At 53.7% G+C, this 25,549-nt stretch carries 18 protein-coding genes; 11 read left to right on the forward strand and 7 right to left on the reverse strand.

All coding sequences use genetic code 11. The annotated features are described in order from the left end of the window. Positions 1-1,117 precede the first annotated feature (1,117 nt). The 9 genes from VGC33_RS10285 (at position 1,118) to VGC33_RS10325 (ending at position 11,371) form a co-directional block, all read left to right on the forward strand. The gene (locus VGC33_RS10285; RefSeq protein ID WP_331120657.1) at positions 1,118-2,731 is read left to right on the forward strand and encodes a sigma 54-interacting transcriptional regulator; all 1,614 of its coding nucleotides are present in this window, start codon (positions 1,118-1,120) and stop codon (positions 2,729-2,731) included. A 1-nt stretch (position 2,732) separates the two neighbouring features. Then, entirely contained in the window at positions 2,733-3,899 is a 1,167-nt protein-coding gene (locus VGC33_RS10290) for a sigma 54-interacting transcriptional regulator (protein ID WP_331120658.1), read from the forward strand. An 886-nt stretch (positions 3,900-4,785) separates the two neighbouring features. Further along, positions 4,786-6,393 (forward strand): dipeptide ABC transporter periplasmic-binding protein DppA, encoded by a 1,608-nt coding sequence (gene dppA / locus VGC33_RS10295; protein ID WP_331120659.1) that lies wholly within the window; start codon positions 4,786-4,788, stop codon positions 6,391-6,393. A 197-nt stretch (positions 6,394-6,590) separates the two neighbouring features. Next, positions 6,591-7,610, forward strand: a complete 1,020-nt coding sequence (gene dppB / locus VGC33_RS10300; protein ID WP_331120660.1) for a dipeptide ABC transporter permease DppB — start codon at positions 6,591-6,593, stop codon at positions 7,608-7,610. Positions 7,611-7,621: 11 nt separating this feature from the next. Next, positions 7,622-8,524 carry a dipeptide ABC transporter permease DppC gene (dppC, locus tag VGC33_RS10305; protein ID WP_331120661.1) on the forward strand — a complete coding sequence of 301 codons (903 nt, stop codon included), beginning with the start codon at positions 7,622-7,624 and terminating at the stop codon, positions 8,522-8,524. Between the two features lie 10 nt (positions 8,525-8,534). Further along, entirely contained in the window at positions 8,535-9,515 is a 981-nt protein-coding gene (dppD, locus tag VGC33_RS10310) for a dipeptide ABC transporter ATP-binding protein (protein WP_331120662.1), read from the forward strand. Then, positions 9,512-10,522 (forward strand): dipeptide ABC transporter ATP-binding subunit DppF, encoded by a 1,011-nt coding sequence (gene dppF / locus VGC33_RS10315; RefSeq protein ID WP_331120663.1) that lies wholly within the window; start codon positions 9,512-9,514, stop codon positions 10,520-10,522. The genes dppD and dppF overlap by 4 nt, the downstream gene beginning before the upstream one ends. Before the next feature lie 304 nt (positions 10,523-10,826). Beyond that, positions 10,827-11,039, forward strand: a complete 213-nt coding sequence (locus tag VGC33_RS10320; RefSeq protein WP_331120784.1) for a type II toxin-antitoxin system CcdA family antitoxin — start codon at positions 10,827-10,829, stop codon at positions 11,037-11,039. Further along, entirely contained in the window at positions 11,039-11,371 is a 333-nt protein-coding gene (locus VGC33_RS10325) for a CcdB family protein (protein WP_331120664.1), read from the forward strand. Before VGC33_RS10320 ends, VGC33_RS10325 begins: the two co-directional genes overlap by 1 nt. 423 nt (positions 11,372-11,794) lie before the next feature. Here the strand turns inward: VGC33_RS10325 and VGC33_RS10330 are convergent, their stop codons facing one another. Continuing rightward, on the reverse strand, positions 11,795-12,316 hold the full coding sequence (locus tag VGC33_RS10330; RefSeq protein WP_331120665.1) for a hypothetical protein: 522 nt from the start codon (positions 12,314-12,316) through the stop codon (positions 11,795-11,797). A 24-nt stretch (positions 12,317-12,340) separates the two neighbouring features. Next, on the reverse strand, positions 12,341-12,994 hold the full coding sequence (locus VGC33_RS10335; protein WP_331120666.1) for an XRE family transcriptional regulator: 654 nt from the start codon (positions 12,992-12,994) through the stop codon (positions 12,341-12,343). A gap of 208 nt (positions 12,995-13,202) precedes the next feature. On the opposite strand from VGC33_RS10335, the gene VGC33_RS10340 reads away from it, so the two are divergent. Beyond that, the gene (locus tag VGC33_RS10340; protein WP_331120667.1) at positions 13,203-13,988 is read left to right on the forward strand and encodes a leucine-rich repeat domain-containing protein; all 786 of its coding nucleotides are present in this window, start codon (positions 13,203-13,205) and stop codon (positions 13,986-13,988) included. Between the two features lie 442 nt (positions 13,989-14,430). Next, on the forward strand, positions 14,431-15,147 hold the full coding sequence (locus tag VGC33_RS10345) for a VUT family protein (protein WP_331120668.1): 717 nt from the start codon (positions 14,431-14,433) through the stop codon (positions 15,145-15,147). A gap of 280 nt (positions 15,148-15,427) precedes the next feature. On the opposite strand, the gene VGC33_RS10350 is transcribed toward VGC33_RS10345, so the two are convergent. Genes VGC33_RS10350 through bcsA form a run of 5 tightly spaced genes read right to left on the reverse strand, consistent with a single transcriptional unit; the run spans position 15,428 to position 25,547 of the window. Continuing rightward, the gene (locus VGC33_RS10350) at positions 15,428-16,429 is read right to left on the reverse strand and encodes a family 8 glycosyl hydrolase (protein ID WP_331120669.1); all 1,002 of its coding nucleotides are present in this window, start codon (positions 16,427-16,429) and stop codon (positions 15,428-15,430) included. A 14-nt stretch (positions 16,430-16,443) separates the two neighbouring features. Further along, the gene (gene bcsD, locus VGC33_RS10355; protein ID WP_331120670.1) at positions 16,444-16,923 is read right to left on the reverse strand and encodes a cellulose biosynthesis protein BcsD; all 480 of its coding nucleotides are present in this window, start codon (positions 16,921-16,923) and stop codon (positions 16,444-16,446) included. Between the two features lie 2 nt (positions 16,924-16,925). Next, a complete protein-coding gene (locus VGC33_RS10360) occupies positions 16,926-20,858 on the reverse strand; it encodes a cellulose biosynthesis protein BcsC (RefSeq protein ID WP_331120671.1) in 3,933 nt (1,310 codons plus the stop codon). Between the two features lie 49 nt (positions 20,859-20,907). Next, on the reverse strand, positions 20,908-23,394 hold the full coding sequence (gene bcsB / locus VGC33_RS10365; protein WP_331120672.1) for a cellulose biosynthesis cyclic di-GMP-binding regulatory protein BcsB: 2,487 nt from the start codon (positions 23,392-23,394) through the stop codon (positions 20,908-20,910). 53 nt (positions 23,395-23,447) lie between these two features. After that, a complete protein-coding gene (bcsA, locus tag VGC33_RS10370; protein WP_331120673.1) occupies positions 23,448-25,547 on the reverse strand; it encodes a UDP-forming cellulose synthase catalytic subunit in 2,100 nt (699 codons plus the stop codon). Positions 25,548-25,549 lie beyond the last annotated feature (2 nt).

Here is a 25,549-nt window from a genome sequence, read left to right on the forward strand (position 1 = left end):
ACCGCCATGCGGACGAAAATGATGATGACCTGAGTCGTGTTTGCCAGGTGTGGCGGTTACGGTCATGACATCTTCATTTCTCGACGAGGTGACTCGGCTGGCATAATCACCGCCACCCCCGCCTCTGTTAGTCGCGCATGCTCCACGGGAATTGCCGCCACCACAGCTCCCGGATGAGCTACTGCACCTGCCGCCCGATGACGGTCCACAACTGCCGATATTCATATATTCCCTTATTGGAATGATGATTAATTATTCTTGATTAATTTCATTCAGCACATAACTTGCGGAGCTGATAAAATAATATATGGGAAAAATTAAAGCATCAAAAATGTAACGGGGTGTTAAATGAGAGCCGGGGAAAAAATTCGCGAGAGATATTAACTTATTTCTTAAAAATAAATATAGTATTGCTTAAAATGAATTGAAATAATCATTGCCATGAAAAATTGAATATTAGGGGGTAAAAGATATTTATTTTTGCTTCATTTTAATTTCTCAAAATATTTTATTGAAAAGGATAAATTTCTTAATTAATGTTAATCTCATGAATGGTTCGTTGCAATAAAGGCGTTTATCATGGCCCGTCCGGCGCTAAAGTATGATCATTTTTAGTATTGAGAATTTAAATGCTCCAAATTAATATTTTTTTAAACACTGATTAAAATAGTCTGCGTATTCCTTACGGTGTTGACGAGGGGTTGCCTAATAATAATCCGGGAATGCGAGCGCCGAAACAGTCTGCGCAGATCACCAGCGTGCAATCCCACTATCGCCGCCTGTCAAACAGTGGCTGATTGCCAGTATCCTGGTTGTTATCAGCTTGATTATGCCAACCTATGCTGCCCAAAGGTAATCCGCGTCAACCCAAGGGCAAGCGTCAGGCGTTAACCGTACATTGTTGATTTTCCTTTGTCGCTTTTGGAACAAAACATCGATGGGCGACAATCTGAAATGTGGAAATCGACGTCAAATCATATCGTTATATATTTAAGTATATAGCGATAGGTGGCCTCCAACTTGCACCACTTCCACTCTGGCCGGAAAACACGTATGCCGGCATATCCGTTATTTTAACCTTCACCGCCGCTCCGGCGGCCAAGGGGAGGAGAGCTTTATGCAACCGGCCATGCGACATGACACCAAAACCACCCATCCAACGCTTGCGCAGTCGTTATCCTTTACCTGCCAACTGGGTGAATGCCGCTCCGAGCTGCTGCCCCTGCTGTCCGAGGTGAGCAAGGTGGTCAGCAGGGAAGGCTCTTTATCCAAGACGCTCAAACTGGTGCTGGAACTGATGCAAAAACATTTGCAGGTCACCCGGGCGATGATCTCGCTTTACGACGCCAGCTGCGATCAGATTTTTATTCATGAAAGCTTCGGTTTATCAAAAGATGAAATCGACCGGGGCGTCTATTACCCGGGCGAGGGCATCACCGGCAAAGTGGTCGAGACCCGCCAGCCGATAATCGTGCCGGTTATCGCCGAGGAGCCGCTGTTTCTCAACCGCACCGGCAGCTGGGACAAAACCCTTGATAGCCGGCTGTCGTTTATCTGCGTGCCCATTATGCGTGGCATGAAAGTCATGGGGACGATAGGGGTGGAGCGTTTATACAATAACCGGCAACTGCTGTACCTGGACCTGGAAGTGTTGGCGATTATCGCCACCACCATTGCCCAGGCGGTGGAGCTGCATCTGCTGGAGCGCGCCCATAAGCAGGTATTGCGGGATCAAAGCGCCAGACTGAATAAAGAGTTAAAAGAAAAATTCAAGCCAGCGAATATTATCGGCAATTCCAGGGCGATGCAGTCGGTTTACCGGATGATTGATAAAGTCAGCCATGCCCGCACCACTGTGCTGATCCTGGGCGAAAGCGGGGTCGGCAAGGAACGGGTCGCCAGCGCCATTCACTATAACAGCAGCTGCGGCGGCGGCCCGTTTGTCAAATTCAACTGTGCTTCGCTGCCGGAAAGCGTTATCGAAAGCGAGCTGTTCGGCCACGAAAAAGGCGCCTTTACCGGCGCCGTGGCGCGCCGGGCCGGGCGGTTTGAGGAAGCGGACGGCGGTACGATTTTTCTCGATGAGGTCGGTGAACTGTCCCTCTCGGCGCAGGCCAAGCTGTTAAGGGTTATCCAGGAGCGCTGCTTTGAACGCCTGGGCAGCAACGAATCCATCAAGGTTAACGTGCGCATCCTGGCGGCGACGCATTGCGATTTAACCGCCATGGTGGCCGAGGGCACGTTCCGCGAGGATCTGTTCTATCGGCTGAATGTTTTCCCCATTACCATTCCTCCGCTACATGAGCGGGGCAACGATATCCTGATCCTGGCCGAACATTTTAACGCCTGGTTTGCCAAGGAGCAGCAGGTCGACGTGCCCACCATCTCCACGCCCGCGCTGAATTTAATGCTGAACTACGATTGGCCCGGCAATGTGCGCGAGCTGGAAAATATGATGGAGCGCGCGGTGCTGCTGGCGGAAGAGGGGGTCATCCACAGCTATCATCTGCCCGCCGCCCTGCAGCCGGCCATACTGGGGACGCTTGGCGAACACGCGGGGCTGGAGGCCCGTTTATCCATGATGGAATACGAGCTTATCGTCGAGGCACTGGCGCGTTTTCAGGGCAATATGTCCAGGGCGGCGGCGCAGTTGGGCCTGACCCGGCGTATGCTCGGCCTGCGCATGGCGAAATATCAGCTGAACTATAAAAATTACCGGAGTGGAGACTGATATGGCCGACGCCGACGAGCTCGCGGCACGGGACCTGGCGGAAAGTATGGACATTCCGCGCCGCGCCGGCGACCTGCGCCGGCCGGCGCGCAAAACCCATGTACGCAAAGGGCGCGGCGGGCACGCGGTGGATCAGATCATCGCCGATTCCCACGCCATGAAGCGCACCCTGGCGGCGGTGGCGAATATTGCGCCCACCCGCTCGGCGGTGCTGTTGCGCGGCGAGCCGGGAACCGGTAAGGACGTTATCGCCAGGGCTATCCATCTCAAGTCGCAACACCGCGCCGGTCCGTTTATCAAAGTCTGCTGCGATTATCTTGCCAGCGACGATATCATGCGCGAGTTGTTCGGCTGTGAAGCGGGCTTTTCCGGCAGCGGCGCCGGCTATCCCGGGGATATTTCCCTGGCCGCGGGCGGTACGCTGTTTATCAGCGAAATCGGCCATTTTTCCCTGTTATTGCAAAAGCGGCTGCTGCGCATTTTACAAGAACAGCTGTATAAGCCGCTCGGCGGCACCCGTACCCTGGCCTGCGATGTGCGCATCATCTGCGCCACGGAGAAAAACCTGGAGCAGATGATGGCGCAGGGGACATTTCTAGCCGAGCTGTATTACCGCATCCATATCGCCACCATTGCCCTGCCGCCCCTGCGCGAGCGTAAGGAAGACATTCCCGGCCTGGTGAATTACTTTTTTGCACGCTATAACCGCGATAACCACAGATCGCTTACGCTTACCGGGGAGGCTCTGGCGCCGCTCTATCTGTGCCATTGGCCGGCGAATGTGCGCGATATCGAGAACTGTCTTGAGCATGCCGCCATCCATGCCCGGGGCGAGGTTATACAGCAATTGCCCTGCCTGTCCGGGCGCTGCCTGCGTCAGCGCCTGAACCGGGAAATCAGCCGGCAGCAGGAGGCAACGCCGCAGGAACCACGCCCCGACGCGGGGTACAGTCCGGCGACGCCGCTATGGCCGGCGGGCATGATGCGCGCCATGCCCGCGACGGCCATCGCTTCGGATGACGATGATGAGGAGATGCGCTATCGCCTGGTCGCCGCGCTGGAAAAAAGCGGCGGGGTCAAGGCCAAAGCCGCCCGTTTGCTGCAGATTACCCCGCGGCAGCTTTATTATGCGTTGAAAAAAATGCACATCGAGGTAAAGAAGTTCTGAGCGCGCGGCGGCGGTTCCCTGCCACCCCACAGCCTGATTAAGGTTAATAGGTTATTTAATATATGGCAGTAGAGGGTTAATTTATTTATTTAGCTTAATACCACGAAAAATATTTCACCGTAATTTGATCTCATCGCCATTTATTGGCGAAAAAGCGTTTTATTCTTGCGTGCTTCATTTTACCCGCGATGAAACGCCTCGGGAGAAATACCGCTCCAGGAGAATCAACGCAAAAAAATATCTCGAATTATCAGCGTAATATAGCGCATCATTCTCATTTGCAAGTCGGTGATCCTCTGATTATCTTATGTATGGTCATAACGTTTGTTTATGGCTGATGGCGAGCGCGCAGATAGTATGGCAGACTGGGCTGGATGGTTGTCGATATGGTCATAAAGGCAATCCATTAACAGCATTTTTACCTGCTTTTCGCCCGGAATTCTGAAATAACAGTTCATATATTCGCCATACGATTAAAAATTTTTTTAGATTTTAAATAGAACGTATGACTGCTTATTTTTTTACAGATAGTGAATTACTTCACGCTTTTGTCATAAAGTCTGCCGATCGTGCTTCATTTATGGTCAAACACCTGTGGATTGTTTTCGTTTGCTGTGCTTCACAAAATGTGTAAATCCCTACGGGTTATATTGACGTATTGGCAAACAGTTGCCAAATTGGGAGCCTCGGAAGTCAGGAGGGCAATGGATTGTTTGCATGGATCCACGCAATCAACGCGTCGGTCGGTGATATCTTATGGGTGTCCCGGCATACTTTCCCTTCTGGAGTTCTGATGCCGCAAGGCATACTGCACAGACCGCAGCATTAATAAAAAAGCGTCTGGCCGTACAACACACAACATCACATCACACAACGGAGCATAACGATGACAATTTCCTTGACCAAATCAGGGATACTGAAGGTCGGCATAAGCCTGGCGGCATTAGCCGTGGCGGCCAGCGTTCAGGCAAAAACTCTGGTCTATTGCTCAGAGGGCTCGCCTGAAGGGTTCAACCCGCAGTTATTCACTTCCGGCACCAGTTTTGATGCCAGTTCCGTGCCGATCTACAACCGTTTGGTCGATTTTAAACTGGGCACCACGGAAGTGATTCCGAGCCTGGCCGATAAGTGGGAAATCAGCGCCGATGGCAAGTCTTATACCTTCCATCTGCGCAAAGGCGTGAAGTGGCAGGAAAGCAAAGACTTCAAACCGACCCGCGATTTTAACGCCGATGACGTGATCTTCTCGTTTATGCGGCAGAAAGACGCTAACAACCCTTACCATAAAGTCTCCGGCGGCAACTACGAATACTTTGACGGCATGGGCATGGGCGATTTGATCGCCAGCGTGGAAAAAGTCGACGACTACACCGTGCGCTTTAACCTGACCCGTGAGGAATCGCCGTTCCTGGCCGACCTGGCCATGGACTTCGCCTCCATTATGTCCGCCGAGTATGCCGATGCGATGCAAAAAGCGGGCACGCCGGAAAAAATCGATCTTAACCCGATCGGTACCGGACCGTTCCAACTGCTGCAGTACCAGAAAGATTCCCGCATTCTGTACAAAGCGTTTGAGAACTACTGGGGCACCAAACCGAAAATCGATCGCCTGGTGTTCTCCATTACGCCGGATGCTTCCGTACGTTATGCCAAGCTGCAGAAAAACGAATGCCAGGTTATGCCGTATCCTAACCCTGCGGACATCGCCCGCATGAAACAGGATAAAGACATTACCCTGTTGCAGCAGCCGGGCCTGAACGTCGGTTATTTGGCGTTCAATGTCGAAAAGAAACCCTTGGATAACCTGAAGGTCCGCCAGGCGCTGATTACCGCGGTAAATAAATCCGCTATTATCGACGCCGTCTATCAGGGCGCCGGCCAACCGGCGAAAAACCTGATTCCGCCGACCATGTGGGGCTACAACGACGCGGTGCAGGATTACGCCTACGATCCGGCCAAAGCGAAAGAGCTGCTCAAGGAAGCCGGTATGCCGGATGGCTTCACCATCGATTTGTGGGCGATGCCGGTTCAGCGTCCCTACAACCCGAATGCCCGCCGCATGGCGGAAATGATCCAGTCCGACTGGGCGAAAATCGGTGTCAAGGCCAAGATCGTCAGCTACGAATGGGGCGAATACCTCAAGCGTGCCAAAGCCGGCGAGCATCAGTCCGTTATGATGGGCTGGACCGGGGATAATGGGGATCCGGATAACTTCTTCGCCACCCTGTTCAGCTGTGCGTCGGCTAAAGACGGCTCCAACTATTCAAGATGGTGTTATAAGCCGTTTGAAGATGTGATCCAGCCTGCGCGCAGCACGTCGGATCATGCTAAACGCGTCGATCTGTACAAACAGGCCCAGGTGGTGATGCACGATCAGGCCCCGGCATTAATCATTGCCCACTCAACGGTGTACGAGCCGGTGCGTAAAGAAGTCAAAGGGTATGTGGTTGATCCGTTAGGTAAACATCATTTCGAGAACGTATCTTTAGAGTAAAGGTCAATTAACCCCCCTTAACCCTAAAGGGAGCCCCCTCCGTTCATGCGAGGGGGCGGGAATATCCCCTGTGTCACACAGGGGAAGGTCTCGCGCCAGCAAGACCTCGGGGGGAAATCCTGAAGATGTGAGCTTTGATAAACCCGGTCGCCGCAAGCGGCCGGGTAAACTATATACAGAAACAGAGAGTTCGGAATATGTTGCAGTTCATACTCCGACGTTTGGGACTTGTAATCCCGACGTTTATTGGTATTACGTTACTGACATTTGCATTTGTCCATCTGATCCCCGGCGATCCGGTGCTGATCATGGCGGGCGAACGCGGCATGTCCCCCGAGCGTCACGCCGAGATGATGGCGGCGCTTGGCCTGGATAAACCCTTATTTCAGCAATATGTTCATTATGTCATCGGCATTATGCACGGCGACCTGGGCATTTCGCTTAAAAGCCGCATCCCCGTTTGGCAGGAGTTTGTGCCGCGATTCCAGGCAACCCTGGAGCTGGGTGTTTGCGCAATGATTTTTGCCGTGCTGGTCGGTATCCCCGCCGGGGTGTTGGCGGCGGTCAAGCGCGGTTCGATATTTGACCATACCGCGGTCAGTATTTCGCTGGCCGGCTATTCGATGCCTATTTTCTGGTGGGGCATGATGCTCATCATGCTGGTGTCGGTGCATTTCAACCTCACGCCGGTGTCCGGGCGGGTGGGCGATACGGTCTTTCTCGACGACAGTATGCCGCTCACCGGCTTTATGCTGATCGATACCCTGATTTGGGGCCAGCCGGGAGATTTTAAGGATGCCGTGATGCATATGGTGCTGCCGGCCATCGTGCTTGGCACCATTCCGCTGGCGGTCATTGTGCGCATGACCCGTTCGGCGATGCTGGAGGTGCTGAGCGAAGATTATATCCGCACCGCCCGCGCCAAGGGCCTGAGCCGCATGCGCGTCATTATCGTCCATGCCTTGCGCAACGCGCTGTTGCCGGTGGTGACTGTTATCGGGCTGCAGGTCGGCACCCTGTTGGCGGGCGCTATCCTTACGGAAACGATTTTCTCCTGGCCCGGATTGGGCCGCTGGCTGGTCGAGGCCTTGCAGCGCCGCGATTATCCGGTAGTGCAGGGCGGGGTATTATTGGTGGCGATCCTGATTATTGTGGTGAACCTGCTGGTGGACGTGCTGTATGGCGTGGTTAACCCGCGTATTCGCCACAAGAAATAGGGGAAGGGAAAATGACTGAAATCTCTGAGCCGGTAATTACCGGCGCACCGAAGCCCATGACCCCTTTGCAGGAGTTCTGGCACTATTTTAAACGTAATAAGGGCGCGGTAATCGGCCTGGCCTATATCGTGCTGATGTTTGTCATCGCCATCGGCGCCGGGGTTATTGCGCCCCACGGCCCGGCGGAGCAGTTCCGTGAGGCGCTGCTGCGCCCGCCGGTATGGATGGAGGGCGGCAGTTGGCAGTTTATCCTGGGCACCGATGACGTCGGACGCGATATCATGACCCGCCTGATGTTCGGCGCGCGCCTTTCCCTGCTGGTCGGTTGCCTGGTGGTGGTGCTGTCGCTGATTTTCGGCGTGATATTCGGGCTGCTGTCCGGGTATATCGGCGGATTGGTGGACGTGGTCATCATGCGCGTGGTGGATATCATGCTGGCGCTGCCCAGCCTGCTGCTGGCGCTGGTGCTGGTGGCTATCTTCGGCCCCTCCATCGTCAACGCCTCACTGGCGCTGACCTTCGTCGCGCTGCCCCATTATGTGCGCCTGACGCGCGCGGCGGTGCTGGGCGAGGTGAACCGCGACTATGTAACCGCCTCGGGCGTGGCCGGCGCCGGCCCCTTGCGCCAGATGTTCGTCAACATCCTTCCCAACTGCCTGGCACCGCTGATCGTGCAGGCGTCGCTGGGCTTCTCCAATGCCATCCTTGATATGGCCGCGTTGGGCTTCCTGGGCATGGGCGCGCAGCCGCCGACACCGGAGTGGGGCACCATGCTCTCCGATGTGCTGCAGTTTGCGCAGAGTGCCTGGTGGGTGGTGACCTTCCCGGGGGTCATTATCCTGCTCACCGTTTTAGCCTTTAATTTGATGGGGGACGGACTGCGTGATGCGCTCGACCCCAAACTCAAGCAGTAACGAGGAAGCAATGGCGTTATTAACCATAGATAAATTATCGGTACATTTCGGTGATGAAGGGACACCGTTTCGTGCCGTCGACCGCATCAGCTACCAGGTGGAACAGGGCCAGGTGGTCGGCATTGTCGGCGAGTCCGGCTCCGGCAAGTCCGTCAGCTCGCTGGCCATTATGGGCCTGATTGATTTTCCCGGCCGCGTGATGGCGGAAAACCTGGTATTCAACGGCCGCGATTTGCAGAAAATCTCCAACAGCGAGCGTCGCCAGCTGATTGGCGCCGACATCGCCATGATTTTCCAGGACCCGATGACCAGCCTCAATCCCTGCTACACCGTAGGCTTCCAGATCATGGAAGCCATCAAGGTGCATCAGGGCGGCAATCGCCGGACCCGGCGCCAGCGCGCCATCGATCTGCTGACCCTGGTGGGCATTCCCGCGCCGGCGTCCAGGCTGGACGTTTATCCGCACCAGCTGTCCGGCGGCATGAGCCAGCGGGTGATGATCGCCATGGCGATTGCCTGCCGTCCCAAGCTGCTGATTGCCGATGAGCCCACCACCGCGCTGGATGTGACCATTCAGGCGCAGATCATCGAGCTGCTGCTGGATTTGCAGCAGCGGGAAAATATGGCGCTGGTGCTGATTACCCATGATCTGGCGCTGGTGGCGGAAGCCGCGCATCATATTATCGTTATGTACGCCGGCCAGGTGGTTGAAACCGGCAAGGCGACGGAAATCTTCCGCGCCCCGCGCCACCCCTATACCCAGGCGCTGCTGCGCGCCCTGCCGGAATTTGCCACCGACAAAGCCAGGCTGGCCTCTCTGCCCGGCATGGTGCCCGGCAAATACGATCGGCCCACCGGCTGCCTGCTGAACCCGCGCTGTCCCTATGCCACCGATTATTGCCGCCAGGTGGAGCCGGAGCTGCGGGATCTGCCGGATCGTCAGTCTAAATGTCACTATCCGCTGGATGACGCGGGGAGACCTACCCGATGAGCGAGACAATTTACGATCCGCAGGCAACCGCCTTGCTGCATGCGGTGGATTTAAAGAAATACTACCCGGTGAAAAAAGGGCTGTTCGGCAAGGAAGTCATGGTCAAGGCCCTGGACGGGGTGTCCTTTACCCTGGAACGCGGCAAGACGCTGGCGGTGGTGGGCGAATCCGGCTGCGGCAAGTCCACCCTCGGCCGCCTGCTGACCATGATCGAGACGCCTACCGGCGGGCAGTTGCATTACCTGGGCCAGGATCTGCTGAAACCTGATGTGACCGCCGCGCACCTGCGCCGGCAGAAAATCCAGATTGTGTTCCAGAACCCGTACGGCTCGCTGAATCCACGTAAAAAGGTGGGGCAAATCCTCGAGGAGCCGCTGCAAATCAATACCCCGCTTAACCGCGCCGAACGGCGCGAAAAAGCGCTGGCGATGATGGCGAAGGTGGGTCTGCGCACCGAATACTACGATCGCTATCCGCATATGTTTTCCGGCGGCCAGCGCCAGCGTATCGCCATTGCCCGCGGTCTGATGCTCGACCCCGACGTGGTGATCGCCGATGAGCCGGTTTCGGCCCTCGACGTATCGGTACGCGCCCAGGTGCTGAACCTGATGATGGACCTGCAGCAGGATATGGGGCTGTCGTATGTGTTTATCTCCCACGACCTGTCGGTGGTGGAGCATATTGCCGATGAAGTGATGGTGATGTATCTGGGCCGCTGTGTGGAAAAGGGCAGCAAGGAGGCGATTTTCAGCAACCCGCGCCACCCTTACACCCAGGCGCTGCTCTCCGCCACTCCCCGGCTGAACCCGGATTTGCGCCGCGAGCGCATCAAGCTGACCGGCGAGCTGCCCAGCCCGCTGAATCCGCCCCCGGGATGCGCCTTCAGCGCCCGCTGCCGCCGCCGTTTCGGTACCTGTACCGAACTGCAGCCGCAGCTTAAGCGCTACGGCGACCAGCTGGTGGCCTGCTTTGCCGTCGATCAGGACGAGGCGCAGGGCATTCGCTGAGCTTGATGACATAAGCGTATTTGCGGGCATGATGGGATGTTTTTTGGTCATCATGGACAGTTAGTCAAAAATATCTGGCGGGGGAAGGGAAACCTTCACCCGCTTTTTTTATCCACTTCGGACTGATGCCGAGCGAGGCAGATTTCCTGCAAACCCCTACTTCAATAGCAGCCTTTTCCTCTTGTTCCTGTGCAGATTTATTCGCTATATTTATATGCATAAACATGCGCAGAGGTGAACAATGAAACAGACCTTCTACCGGGCGAAAGCCTAACCTTTCATCCATACAAAAGCTAAAAAAGGCATTAATGTTTACCTGACTGAATCCGTGGTCAACGAGGCAAAAGAGATGCATTTGAATATTTCAGCCACGCTGAATGAAGCGCTGGCTGCCGCCGTGAAAGCAAAAAAAATGCAGCAGTGGAAAGACGATAACAAAGCCGGGATACAGGCATTCAATGAGTTCCAGCGGGAAGCGGGAAGCTTTACAGATGATGATTATTACGGAGTGGTTTGATGTCGCAGTTTTCAGTCTATAAAAATAAATCAGTAAAATCCAACCACCAGTACCCGTATATTATTGATGTTCAATCAGACTTGCTGAGTGATTTTCAGAGCCGTGTCATCATGCCTATAGCATCACGGACCGAAAGAAACTCTCAGGTGAAAAAGCTGACACCAGAAATTATCATTAATGAATTGCGTTATGTCGTCATCACGACATCGATCGCTTCCGTGGATGTCAAAAAGCTCAAAGAGCAGGACCTCGTTTTACAAGCTGATTTTATCCGCGATGCCATCGTCAGCGCAACCGACACCTTGATACTGGGCTCATGGAGAACCTTTTAGGCTAAAATTGTTCACATACTCTTGCTTTTATGCGCTACCCTATCGACACAATTTGTGTAATGCACAATTCTAGAAGGTTTTTTCATCGACCTCCGTTTATTAATACAATGTGGCGTCAGGGAAAAGAGGTTTTGTGCTGTATATGAATCATGATCTAGACATCTTTTCCCGTAGCAACATCCCTGATCTTGCAACTCATTATTTAAATATTTATCCATTGAAGGTTACAAAATATTAAAACAAGGGCAGCTAGAACATTTGGCCGGGCCAATCAGATTTCTAAGTGCGACCTGCCCGCAACAGCGATAAAAGAGATGGACATTCGGCAGCAAAGCAAACATACGGGCTCTGAAAAATTTAATCTAATGCGGTGGTTAAGGCGTGGCCAGGGGACCTGACCCTATAAGCAGTGCTCCTGTACTGTTAATCCATAGGTTTAAAGTTATAAATATTATCTTTATTCGTTTTAACGAGTTTAACATTGCTGCTATCACTGATATCTTTAAGATCAATAGAGACCCTCCGCCCTTTATTAAATCCAGTAGTATATATGATTTCACAAAGATCTTTAGACCGAAAGTTTTGGAAAATATCAATATTTTTATGTATATACTCACCTGAAAAACAAACTTCCTGTTCCATTGCTTTTAGCTTATAATTATTGTCATTTGATTCTTCAATAATAAAATAAGCTTCGTAATCTTTTTGTATTTGCGATTCAATTTGGCTTATATCTAAAAGATTATTAGGGTTTATAATATGAAGTAAGTTTTCATTTTTTTTAATATCATTGAAGGTCAAAGCTATATATTCATGGCTGCCGAACTCTTTAAATATATACTTGGTTTTATTGGGGGTGGTAGATTTTATTAGTTCACTCAAAGTTAATTGATACTGAGGATTAAAAACTGCCTTAATCCATTTTATAGCTGAGCGCCAATGCATTTTTCACCTCTGAAATATTCAGGATTAAGAAAAATTTCTAATGATTTTGATTATAACACCAACTATAGAAAAACATTTGTATGCCGACGGCACCACATCCTGATATATAGATACCGCAGTGAAAAAATAACCGGCATCTTCAATAAATACACGTCTAAAACATGGCGTGCTATTGTTGATCTTAACTAAAACAATATCTCCGTCATTAGGTAAATTATCTCTTTTTACTATGCAAATGGTTCCGCTAGAAAATTGCGGATATAGAGAATCATTATTTATATTAATAGCAAAACAATCATTGTTTTCAAATACACATAATTCTGTGGTATAAGTATCATATGTATCCAAAATTTCATCTAAGAATGCATTTAGACCATTAAATTTTATTAATGGTAATGTTTTTATTTTCTTTTGAGTTATTTCCTGTCTTTCTATATCAATGTCTGTGAATTCGCTGAGGCTAACTTCAAAAAATTGAGCCAATGCGACAATTGTTATGAGCGTAGGATTTCCGATACCTCGCCGCATACTATTGATAGTCGCTGTGCCAAGACCGGTTAGGGTGCTTAACTCGGTACTGTCAATACCTCTCTTTGACATCAAATATACCAAATTTTTTCCAATAGTAAGAAGTGCTTCATGCTCACCATTCAGATTTTTTAAGCCAATTTTATGCATTATATTGTCTCTGTGATGATATATTGAAAAAAAATACAGTATATTGTCACTCAGAGCTAAAAATCGAGTAATTTTTCTCTATTAGATATTGCTCTATTGTTTATTGCCCTAGTGATCAGACTAATCAAAATGATGCTAAAAATATATATAAAATTATATATTATCCATAATTATTATTTATAGCTAAGCATTTTTTCCTTAAAACCATATGTTAGTTGAAATTACTGCAACCACCATACAACAAAGGAGACATAAAATTAATTTTTTCGATTATATTATCTCAAAAGGAGTTGCGTTTTCCCGTACGCCAGGTGGATTAATCATAATCAATGATACCCTTGACCTGAGCGACAGTGGTGTGACTCATCTCCCTGACTCTTTGATCGTAATGGGCTCCTTAATTCTAAAAGGTTGTGCTATTGATAAGCTACCCGGTAATCTCAAGGTTTATGATAATCTTGATGCTAAAAATACGAAGGTTCGGGTTTTACCAATAGACATGGAAATAGGGCGCGCTATTTTCCTTGAAAACACTAGGATTGAATCCTTATCTGATAATTTTCATTGTTATGATTCGTTAGATCTTGAAAATACGCCTATCGAGAGGCTGCCCAAGAACCTACGTGTAAATGGCTATTTAAATATAAAAGGAACATTGATTACAGAATTAAGAGATGATTTATTGATAGGAGGTCCTTTACTTGTTGATTTAGAAAATCTGCAAAACCTTGTTGCTTGGCGTAGTGTAGAAACTGCGGCTTTAGCTTTTGAAGCAGAACACAGTCAAATACCTAAAAGTGCCGTGTTGTTAGCGCAAAATTCAGAGATTTTCTCTCCGATTATTTTAGCAGTATGGATATCCCGAACAATCAGGATCTCATTTATGAATTTTTATGGCACAATGGAACAATTTGTGGCTATTCATGATTCGGAAATAATTAAAGCAACTATGTTTGAATGTGTACAAGAACTGAATGAAAAGATAAAAGAATAAGCATAATCAATTAAATTATTATAGCGAACATTCTCCTCCAGTACGCCGAATATATACTGCGAGGAGAAACCAAATTTCAAACGCAATGTTTAATTTAAAACTTATATTGAATTCAATAATGTAATAACTTGCGCTCTATAAGACTAAGAATTATTTTTTTGATAATGAAATATTAAACCAATCTAGTATTATATTGGTCCTATAACAATTAACCACGAAGAAACTCATTCTAATAATAACGCTGCTATATTTATATATTGAAATAAAGAACAAATTTCTAAGTTAAATGAAGTTGTAAAAAGCATGACTTTATGAAATTTTGAAATTAATATGTTAATCTCAGTGCTCTGAATGTTTAAACGGTTAAACGGTCTATTAGGTCAAGATCTTTATCAAAATAGGTACGCAAGCGCTAACAGATGAATTTTTTAAAAGGGATTTTATGAATACTGATTACAAGATATATGGTCTATTTGTCGGACTAACCGTAACTATCATGGTTATGTGTGACACTTTGATGTTTAAGGTGTTTAATTTAGGTGATTTTAGAATCACTGCCAGTGGTATTGTTTTTACGTTATTCTATCTATTGTCAACTATATCCACGGAAGTGTATGGTTATAAATTAGGGGGGCGTACGGTTTGGATTGTGGTTTTATGCCAAACAATATATGTTTTTTTAATAAATATATGTGCAGTTATCCAAGTTGACTCGAATGCCTATTCCCAGCATTATTATGGTCTCTACAATGATTTTTGGCGGGTAACCGTTGCGACCTGGGTCTCGATGCCGGCATCTTATTTTTGTAACAGTTTTTTAATATCAAAGCTGAAAATTTATTTCAATGGCCGCTTTTTCATCGTTCGCTATACCTTATCCGCCATGATGGCTCAGGCGGTGTTGCTGATTACAGATTATCCAATCAGTTTATCATCTAAATATTCTTTTTATGAATTAGTTAATATCATGTCTACTACGTGGTGCTATAAAGTGGTTATGTCAATTATACTTTTACCTGTTGGTATTTACATCGTGCAAAAAATTAAAAAGGTTGAAAAGACGGACTATTACGACTGGGGAATCTCATATAATCCATTAAAAGTCTTTAAAGGAACCAATGATGATGTAATGAGGAATAAATTCGATATTAATAAATAACGTCTAATGAGTATAGCGTCCTGTTGAGCAGCGTGCATGTCTACGCAGATCTACTGAATGGTTTGTCGAGCCTACGGCACAGAAAGGATTTGTTTAGTGGCCGCTATGATTACGCTAGGGGGTATCATATTGATTTTGATTATAGGCAGATCTATTCGTGCGCCTATTGTCCGCGTCACCATTATCTTAATATCGAGCTTATGGTAAACACTCAGTGTCCACTGGATTTACCATTGCTCACGCCTTTTACAGTGCGTCGCCTGACGCTCGGGCGAATGAGTTATTTCAGCGACCAGTACGTCAGCATCCGCAGGCTGGCGGAGTAGTAGTCTTCCTGCGGCTGGATATTGTCGTTGACCTGCGCGCCGTTGCCCATGATGGCGTCGCGGATGGCCAGCATGCCCGGCGACAGCATGAAATCGGCCTTGGCGCCGGTCAGCACATCGACCCAGGCGGGGGTGGCCAGCCGGTCGAACTGGCGCCAGTAGGCGACGTAGGGCCCGAGCGACAGGCTGTTGCGCTGCGCCCAGCTGATATACAGCGGTATGCGCACCGCGTCGAAGCTAAAGCGCGACGGCCAGCGATCGGACGGGGCTAAGGCGCCGTCCGCCCGCAGGGTGACCCAATCGGTGGGTAATTGCGGGTCGCCGAAGCGCATCAGCGCCAGTATTTTAATGGAATCGGTGGTTAAATCGTTCCACACCTTAAGATGACCGGCCTGATAAAACGCCTGCCAGGCGGGGAAAATAAAATAAGACGGATTGAGCGTTACCGAACTGGTCTGGTTAAAACCCGAGGCACCGGGCAATAGCAGGCTATACCCGGCGAATTTAATCACATTGTGTTTGATTAACGCCGCCTGCAGCGCGTTGGAGGCGGCGGTATAGTCTGGCTGTTTCCACTTCTCGCCGGCCTGGAGCAGCGCCCAGGCAATCAGGGTGTCCCCATCCGCGGCGTTGTTGAGATCGGACACCGGCGGGGTGGCGGCGGGATCGTAGCGCCAGGAGTACAGGCCGATATCTTTGCGGTACAGATGCTGGTTGGTCCATTTCAGCAGGGTATCGAAAGTGGCGCGGTCATTATAGTTAACCGCCAGCAGCATGGCGTAGCCTTGCCCTTCGGTATGGCTGACATTGTGGTTGCCGGTATCGATAATGCGCCCTTCGGGCAGCATATAGCGGCTTTTATAATGCTGCCAGCCGGCGCTGTCGGCCTGCGCCGCGCCCGTCAGCAGTGCAAAAACCAGACCAAGCAGCAGCGAGAGATGGCGGGCAAGTTTCATAACGATTTACTACCTTAAAGAGAGTTTTGATAACTAAAGGTCATTATGCCTTTTGCGCTGTCCTGTTGCCAACGCAGCGCGACGTGAGGCTGGCCGCCCTGGGCGGATATCCATTGAGCGTAGGCGCCTTCCAGGATGGCCGCCAGTCCGGCGGTCCATTCTTCTTCCTGCGCGCCGGCGGCGGCGGGAGGTATGGCGTGGTGCGAAAAAACAAGATGGGTTGCGCCGGGCTGCAACCGCACGAAGCCCCAATGGAAATCCGACCATAGCCGATTAAGGCTGTCTTCCAGATCCCCGACCGTTTCGGCATGGGGCAGGGGAAAACGCATGGCCAGCTGATTGCCCATCAGGTTAAGGAACTGGCGGCGGTCTTCATCGCCGGCATTGGCGGCGATGCCGGAAATCATGATATCGAGCAAATCCTGCCAGCCGGGCTGGTACTGCCGCCGACGGAAGTACGCCAGCTCGGGAATGGTGTCAGTGGTATCCTGCATGCTTATTTTTCACCCAATAAATATCTAAAATACACCAGCGCGGTACTCTCGGAGTAATCGCCGAAGGTGTCGTAGCCCACCTGTCCGCCCACGGACATGTTGGGATTGATTTTATAGCTGCCGTTGGCGTGTACATTATAACTGACGCCGTTTTCATTGCGGGCGTCGTAATAGGCCGAATCGACGGACCCTTTGGCCACCAGTGTTTCCAACGCGGTTTGCAGCGCCGGATTATTGGGATAATAGGCGCTTTTATCCTGTGCATAGGACTGATAGCCCACCGATCCGCCCAGCGTCAAATCCCAGTCGTCATACTTTTGGGTGTAATCCACCGGCAGCGAGACGCTGATATAGTTTTGCGGGCTGAAGTAGCCCCCCTGGCCATAGCTGTAATAACTGAGATTTTTATCATAATCCATAAAGGTAATGTTGATACCGGTCTTCACCTCGCTATGATCCTCGCGTAGCGGGCGTACGTAGAATCCCGCCGAGGAAGTGATACCGGTATTACCGGGGATATTGTCGCCCTGGTAGCTGTAGCCGCCGACGCCGGCATACAAACCCGCGTCGCCGTCATCATAGGAGTACTGGACGCCGCCGCCGTTTTTGGTCACCTGCCCCCATTTTTTACCGCTGATCTTATCGCGGGTGCCGACATAAGAAAGCAGGCTGTCGGTGACCGCGCGCCGTTCAGCGGTAAAAATCAGCTTACTGAAATTGGTCAGGCTGGGCGACCACTGGAAACCGCCCACCAGCGAACTCAGATCCTCGCCTAGCGGGGTGGTGCCGATATCGGCTTTATAGCTGTCGCCGCTGAGCGCCAGGTTGACCTCCACGCCGGAGGCCTGCTGCGAACCGGATGAATCGGCGACGTAATCGCCGGGATTGACGGTGGATGCGGCATCCGAGGTGGAGGCTGTGGTGGTGGTGGTACTGCTTTGCGTACCGTCGGAATTCGTGGTGGTGGAGGTGGTGGTGGTCGACGTGGAGGCGCCGGCGGCGGCGGTGGCGTTATCTTTGGCGTTTTGCACCATAAGTCCCTGCTGCAGCGCGCCGGTGCCGAAACGGTTGCTTACCGAGCCGCTGGTGGAGCCGGAATTTAACGAGACCGGCGTGACCGATAGCTTCAGCCGCGAGCTGTCGAACGGTACGCCGGAGAGCACCAGCGGCGCCTTGATTTCGGTCAGGCCGCTCAGGCCGCTTTCGCCGTCGCGGCTGCGGATCCCCACATCGCCTTCGACCCAGGTGGCGGTTTTTTGCTGTTCCTGATCGAGCAATTGGTTGATTTGTTTCAATGTGCGGTCTTCGGGTGTGTCAACGCTGGCGGTAGCCATTGTCAAGCCGGTCAGCGGCAGCGGCGACACGCTATCGGAACGCTGCCATGGCAATACGGTGCCGTAGGCGGAGGCGGTACGCGGCGCGGCGGCCGCGGTTTTATTAACGAAAGGATTATCGGCGGTTTCCAGCCCGCCGACCACCGGCGCGCCGCCGGTACCGGCGGTATTGAGGCCGATGACCCGGCCTTTGGCGGAACGCAGCAGGGCGATGGCCTGCTGATGATCGCCCGCCGCTTCCGCAATCCGCGCCTCAAGCACCATGCGATCCACCGAACGCGGACCCTGCATGCCGGCCACCAGCCGTTTGGCGCGGCCGATATCGCCCTGCGCCAGCGCGGCGTTGGCGGCGCCTTCGCGGGCGCCTTCGTTTTGCGGTTCGCGCACCAGCACATAATCATAGACCCGCGCCGCCTGCTCGTTCATTTTGCCGGACTGGTAGAGGCGCGCCATGGCCAGCATCAGATCGACGTTCTGCGGATCGCTTTGCATCGCCACGATAAGCTTATCATAGGCCGCCGCGTATTGGCCGCGTTCGCGCAGCTCATCCGCCTGGTTAATCACCGAACCCTGGCGAATGCGGCTCAGCTCCGCCGGCGTGCTGCTGGCCACGATGCGCGGATTATTCATCCAGGCTTCCGCCTCGGCGGTCAGTCCCGCCTGGTTCAGCACCCCCACCTGGGCGGCATAATCACCGGCATTGCCGTTAACGCCGGCGCGCATATTATTGCGCACCAGCGCCACCGCGGCGGCGCTGTCGCCCAAGGTCATCAGATCCTGCGCCAGCTTGCCCACATCGGCCGGCGCCGCGGGCGGTGTTTGCGCCAGGGCGCGCAGGGTATTTAACGCCGCCGTGCGGTTGCCCTCCTGGATATAACGCTCGGCCCCCGCCATCTGCTGGTTAAAATTGACCCGCACGGCCAGGTCACGCATGGCGCGGTTGCGCCGGCTTTCGGGAATGTAGGCCAGCAATTGAGACGCCGCGGCCCAGCGCTGGGTTTCGCTGGCAAACAGGGCGGCGGCGTAAAGATTGTCCGCCGGCGCGCCGCGTTGGCCGGCGGCGGCCATCATGGCCTGCGCCTGGGCGCTGTCTCCCTGTTTTTGCAGGATGCGCGCCATATCCAGGCGTACCCAGATATTGGACGGTTGTTTTTCCAGCGCCTGGCGCAGCACTGCCAGCGCCCGCGGCGAATCGCCCGCCTGCATCGCCTGCGCGGCCTGGCGGCGCAAGGGGTCGACGTTGACGCCGCCCGCCGCCACCTGCGGGCGCTTATCCGCCGGTATCGTTTCCAGCACCTGTTGCGCGTCGGCGGTTTTATTGGCCTGGCGCAGGGTGTAGTACAGTCCCAGCTTGGTATCGGTATTTTGCGTATCCTGGGCCAGCGCGGCGCGATAGGTTTGCTCCGCGCCGGCCAGGTCGCCACGGCGGCGTAATACGTCGGCGCGAAACAGTTCCGCCGAGATGCCTTTGCTGCCTTCCGCCTGCGCCAGCGGCTCACTGAGCGTCAGCGCCGTATTCAGGTCGCCGGACGATACGGCGCCTTTGGCCTTGTTCAGTTCGCCGTAAAAATGCGCGTCCTTGGCAAGCGCCGCCCATTGGGCGCTGTTGGGTCCGCCTTGCTTCATCGCCTGGTTAAGGTAGTTTTCCGCCGCGCTGAAATCACCGCCGCGCATGGCGATATAACCCAATCCCGCCAGGGCGTCGCCATCGTTGGGATTGGTGGTCAGCACCGCCTCGAACCGGCTGCGCGCCGCCGCGAGGTCGCCGCTGTTCAGGGCGGAGTAGCCCTGTCCTTTCTCAGCCCCGCCCACGCTATCCTGGAAATGGCGCAACACAGCGCCGTCGCTGGGGTGGCGTTGCATATAATCGTCATAGGCGCTTTTGTCCTCCGGCTGCGGCGCCATCCAGAGCAGCGCCTGGCGCAGGGCGTTGTCCGCCGCCTTGTTATTGGCCGCCATCGGCGACAACAGGCCGACCCCTTCGCGACGGGTGTTTTCGTCATAGGTGAGGATCCTGCCCAGCGCCAGCCTGGCGGCCGCATCGGACGGCTGCTGGCTGACGCGGCCGCGCAGGCCGGCGATGGCGTCCGGACGCGACGCCGGAACCCCGGCCAGGGTTTCGTAATACTCTACCGCCAGGCTATCCAACGGCTGGCTGCCCTGGAACAGGGTCCGGTAACTTTCAATGGCGCGGGCCGTATTGCCCTGCGCCGCCAGTTGCCGGGCATTGGCGAGCTGGGTGGGCGAAATGGTTTGCAGCACGCTGGCGCTGTCGAGGTTTTGCAGGCGCGCGTCGCCGGGGGATGCCTTGACCAGCCGCTGGCGCCATTTCTGGGATTCGGCCTTTTGCCCGTCGCGTAACGCGTAAAGCGAAAGCAGATACAGGGCGTCGGCGTTATTTTCATCCACCGCCAGGATTTTCTGCAAGGACTCCTGGGCCAGTTCGTTATGGGCTTTTTCGTGCCAATAGGCCGCCTGTTGCAGCAATGCGTTGATCGCCGGGCTGTTATCCGCTGCCTGCGCCAGGGCGGAAAACAGCGACAGGCCCGCCAGGCCGGCGGCATACAGCGTCTTTAAGTCTTTTTTTATGTGGCGTTTCATTTTCTTTTACCCATATGGCCCAGTCAGGCAACACATCGTGTCGATACGGCTATTTATTCGCGCTATTGGCCAGGCGTTTAGCCGCATGCCGCGCCAGCAGAACGTAAATACAACTTCCTATCAGTACCGCGAATACCAGGCCACTTAAGGAAAGGAAAATAATATGCTGATTGGCGTACCAGATAATCATCATGTACCAGGGCATCTCCCCGCTGGGGTATTGGCTGCCCACGGTAAAGCTTTTTACCCCGTTTTCCGCGTTTATCACCGCAATATCGCCGCGGATCCCGGCATTGACGGCCGGTACCTGTAAATCAGCGTTGATATGCGTCAACTGATCGGCGTCGGTCGCCGTGGCCATCACCACCACCCGGTTGCCGGCCCAGGGCGAGGCAAAACTCAGGAATCCCCGCCAGGCGTCGGTGGAGGCCAGGTAACGGTCCGCTTCCACGCCCTGGCGGAAGAACCGGCCGGTAAAATAGCCCTTCAGGCGGGTGGTAAACGTTTCTTGCCTGACCGTGAGCAGCCCGTTGCGCATTTCGTAAGGCGACCCGGCCAGCAAGTCGCCCACCAGTTCGGTCTGCTTGAGCGAGGCGAAGGCGAGGATGTCTTTATCCGCCAGGGGCGCGCCGCCGGCGTCAGGGTCTTGCAGGCCCAGGCGCACATCCACGTGGTTAAGCGGGATGCCGGTGGCGTTGCCGGCGCGGGCGGCCATCGCCAGCAGCGTGGCGATTTCACCCGCCTCCGGTTTGGCCGGCAACAGCATGACCGTTTGGGAAAAATCCGCCATGCGGCTAAAGGGAAACGACGCGCCGACGTAATAGGACAGGTTGGGCAATAGCGTAAAATGGTGCGTGCGGCTCAGGTCGATGGTCGAATCCGGATCGATGCGGCTTTTGATATTGTTACTGGTCAGCAGGCTACAGGGCGCGTCGGCCTTGGGCTTCAGGGCGAAATAAAATTCCATCTGGTTGTCGCCGTATATCAGGTAAGGCGCCAACTGGAGGGTGAAGGTTTCCTGGCGGGTATCGCCGCCCAGCATGCGCCAGGCGGACTCCACCAGCCCATGTTTGTTTACCGGTAAACTGTGCAGGAAGGTGCCGTTAAGCGTAATGCTCAATTGCGAAGCATTTTCGTCAATCCAGTTTTCGGTGGGAAAACGATAGTCGATTTTCACCGGGATGAAATCGCCATCCCACATAAACAGATCCGGCGCGGCGCGAAAGCCGATGCGGATGCCGTCGTGGTACAGGCCGTTGGTGGTCAGCAACTCCGAGTTTTGCGCCAGATCTTTCAGGTAGACCGGCTTGGTGGTGTCAATCCAGCGCGGCGCGTCATAGGGCTGGCGTAAGGGAATGGTCTGGTTTGGCACCGCGATGACATCCTGTCTGGCCGGCAGCGGCGACGAAATCAGGCGATAGGCCGCCTGGCGCAGTTCATTGCCGTTGCGCCCCACCACCAGCAGCAGTTTATAGACCGGATTGAGCGGATTATCGATCATTTGCAGCGTGGGGCCGCTGACCTGCGGCAAGGTAATATCGGCGATTTTTTCGCCGGGCTGGCCGAACAGGATGCCGTTTTGCGTCGGCAGTTCGTTCAGGTGTACCGGGAAGTCCATATTACGGTAGCTGGACAATACGCCAAAATAGGACGCCAGCATGCCGGCGGCCGCCACCGCGTCGGATTTTACCGTCTGGCCGAAGATAAACGCCACCGACGAGCCTTTCATCGACAGCGGATCGTAAAACGGACGCGGGAAATGGCTTAAATCGCGGCCGATATCCAGTATCTGGCTGCTGAGCTGCAAATGGCTGGTGGGCAGGATGGTCACCCAATATTTGTCCGACAGATCCCGTTCGCAGGTCAGGGTGTTGTCGTCATTGACGCTAAAACTCAGGTTATTATTACTGACGATCATCGCCGCCGGAATGTCCAGCTCGTAGACATTATCCGCGGCGCTGGCCTGGCTAAGCGCCACGTTGCCCAGTTCCTGGCCGTTAAGCATCAGGCGCAGGCTGGTATCGCGGGCGGCCAGGGCCGGGGAGACCTTCAGCGCCAGGAACAGCCGTGCGGTGGTGGCCACCTGATCGCGGGGCAGGGTGAATTCGATGCCGGACTGGAGTTGGCCGCCGCTCAGGGTCAGGCCGTTCGGCTGGCCCATGCCGGCGACGCTGATGGTATCGTCGTTGATGGGGGTGACCTGCGCCGCCTGGCTGTCAACGCTTTGTCCCGGCGCGGCGGCCTGCGGCGCCACGCTTATCACCGGCGGAGGAAAATCCATCGGCAGAGCGCCGGCGGCGGGCGTGCCGGCGGTGGGCGCGGTTGACGGCGCGCTGCCGTCGGGCGTCGGGCCGGCGCCGGAGACGGGCGCGTTGGCCATCGGATCGGCACCCGCGGACTGAGCGCCCTGGTCGTCACTGTCCTGCGCCGCCGGCAACGGCGGCAGATGATAAACCGGCGCGTCGGCGGCCTGCGGACTGGCGGCAAAGGCCGACCCGACGCATGCCGTGGCGCCGAGACCTGCGATCAGTAACACAAGGTGGGCTATCTTCCTGATACAAAATGGCATGCAATTTTTTCCGCGTAAGCTTAGGTCGCTTCGCCAGGTCCTGCGGACTTGGCATTCTTTCTTTTTTGGCCGCGCTCTTTCCAGGTGTTGTAAAAAAGCTCGAACACGCAACGGACAATGCTGGCAAACGAGTGCAGCGGCCGATCTTTCGGATAGGGCGGCACAATCCAGGCATCCGCGCGGGCCAGCACCACGCGTACCAGCTCACGTCGTTTCTCCAGCGGCATCGCTTCGAACATCAGGCGAATCACGTTGGCGTCGGCGCCGATCAGGCTGACCGGGATACAGACCGCCCCGGACTGCAGACGCAGCTCCACTTCCTCAATGCGGTCGTTTTGATAGCGATCGTCCGGGGTCACCAGCTTCATCCCGCCCATGGAAAGGTCCAGGGTTTCGGTGCGTACGGAAATACCGCTGGCGTAATGAATAATGGCGGGCATGCTGACATCGATACGGATGGTTTTGCGGATTTGGCGCGTTTCCTTGGCCACCGCAATCGCCGCCAGCAAAATGATGACGCTCAGGGATGCCCAGATGACATTGAGCAAAATAACCCGCGGGTCGACGTTGAAATAATCATGCATCACCGCGCGCACCACGCCGGCGGCAATGCCGATGCCCAGCAATACCGCCACGATCAGGTGCGGCTTGACGATATGGAAATCAAAGAAGCCGACATCCAGCAGGCCGCCTTTATCGGTGACGTTGAATTTACCGTGTTTAGGTGAAATAAGGGTCAGCAGGGTGGGGATGACTAAATGGAACGCCATCGTCGTTTCGTAGATTTCACCCCAAAAGGTATAGCGAAAGCGACCGTTCATCCGGGAATTGAGATAGATTGCCAGGAACAGATGCGGCAAGACATAGGCAAAAATAGTGCTGGCGGACGAGGCGATGATGTTTTGGTTAAACAGCAAATAGGCCAGCGGCGCGGTCAGGAACGCCACGCGCGGCAAGCCGTACTGAAAATGCAGCATGGCGTTGAGATAGCATAAGCGCTGCTGCCACTTCAGGCCGCGGCCGAAAAGCGGGTTGTCCAGGCGGAAAATCTGGGTCATGCCGCGCGCCCAGCGGGTGCGCTGGATAACATGCAGCCCCAGGCGCTCGGTGGCAAGACCGGCCGCCAGCGGGATGGAGAGGAACGCGGAGTTCCAGCCCAGCCGCTGGAGCTTCAGGGCGGTATGGGCATCCTCGGTAACGGTTTCCACCGCGAATCCGCCGATTTCTTCCAGCGCGCTGCGGCGGATTACCGCGCAGGAGCCGCAAAAGAAGGTGGCGTTCCAGTTATCGTTGCCCTGCTGCACCGGCCCGTAGAACAGCGCGCCTTCATTGGGAATATCGCGCGCCGCCGACAGGTTGCGCTCGAACGGGTCGGGCGAATAGAAATGGTGGGGCGTTTGGATAAGCGCCAGGCGATCGTCTATTAAAAAGCTGCCCACGGTAGCCTGCAGGAAACCGCGGGTGGCGACATGGTCACAGTCGAATACACAGATATACTCGCCTTTGGTCACCGTCATGGCGTGGTTAAGGTTACCGGCCTTGGCGTGCTTGTTATCATTGCGGGTGATATAGCCCACCCCCGCATCGGCGGCGAATACCGCGAATTCGTTGCGTTTGCCGTCGTCGAGAATATAGATTTTCATCTTGTCGCGCGGGTAGTCGATGCACTGCGCGGCCAGCACGGTGTCGCGCACCACGTCCAGGCTCTCGTTATAGGATGGCACATACACGTCCACCGTCGGCCATGTGGCCGGGTCGTCGGGCATCGGCTCTATTTTACGTTTTAACGGCCAGGTGGTTTGCAGATAGCCGAGCACCAGGATTACCCAAGCGTACATTTCCGCCATAAATAGGCCGATGCCTAATACCGCCTCAATCACCGAATTAAAATGCAGCGTTTCGGTGGCGCGCCAATAGATATAGCGGGTGGACATCAAAAAAGACATCACCACCATGATGACGCTGATTAAATGGCTTTTATTCACGCCCAGCAGCAACATCAGCCCGATACTGAACAGACCGAAGATGTATTGCTTGTCGCTATCCATCGGCGTGATGATAATCAGCACCGCCACCGGCAGTAACAGTAAAAGCAGTAGGGAAAATATAAGCTTATTCATGC

Origin of the sequence: Acerihabitans sp., assembly GCF_036398755.1 — a bacterium.
Lineage (GTDB): Bacteria > Pseudomonadota > Gammaproteobacteria > Enterobacterales > Enterobacteriaceae > Acerihabitans.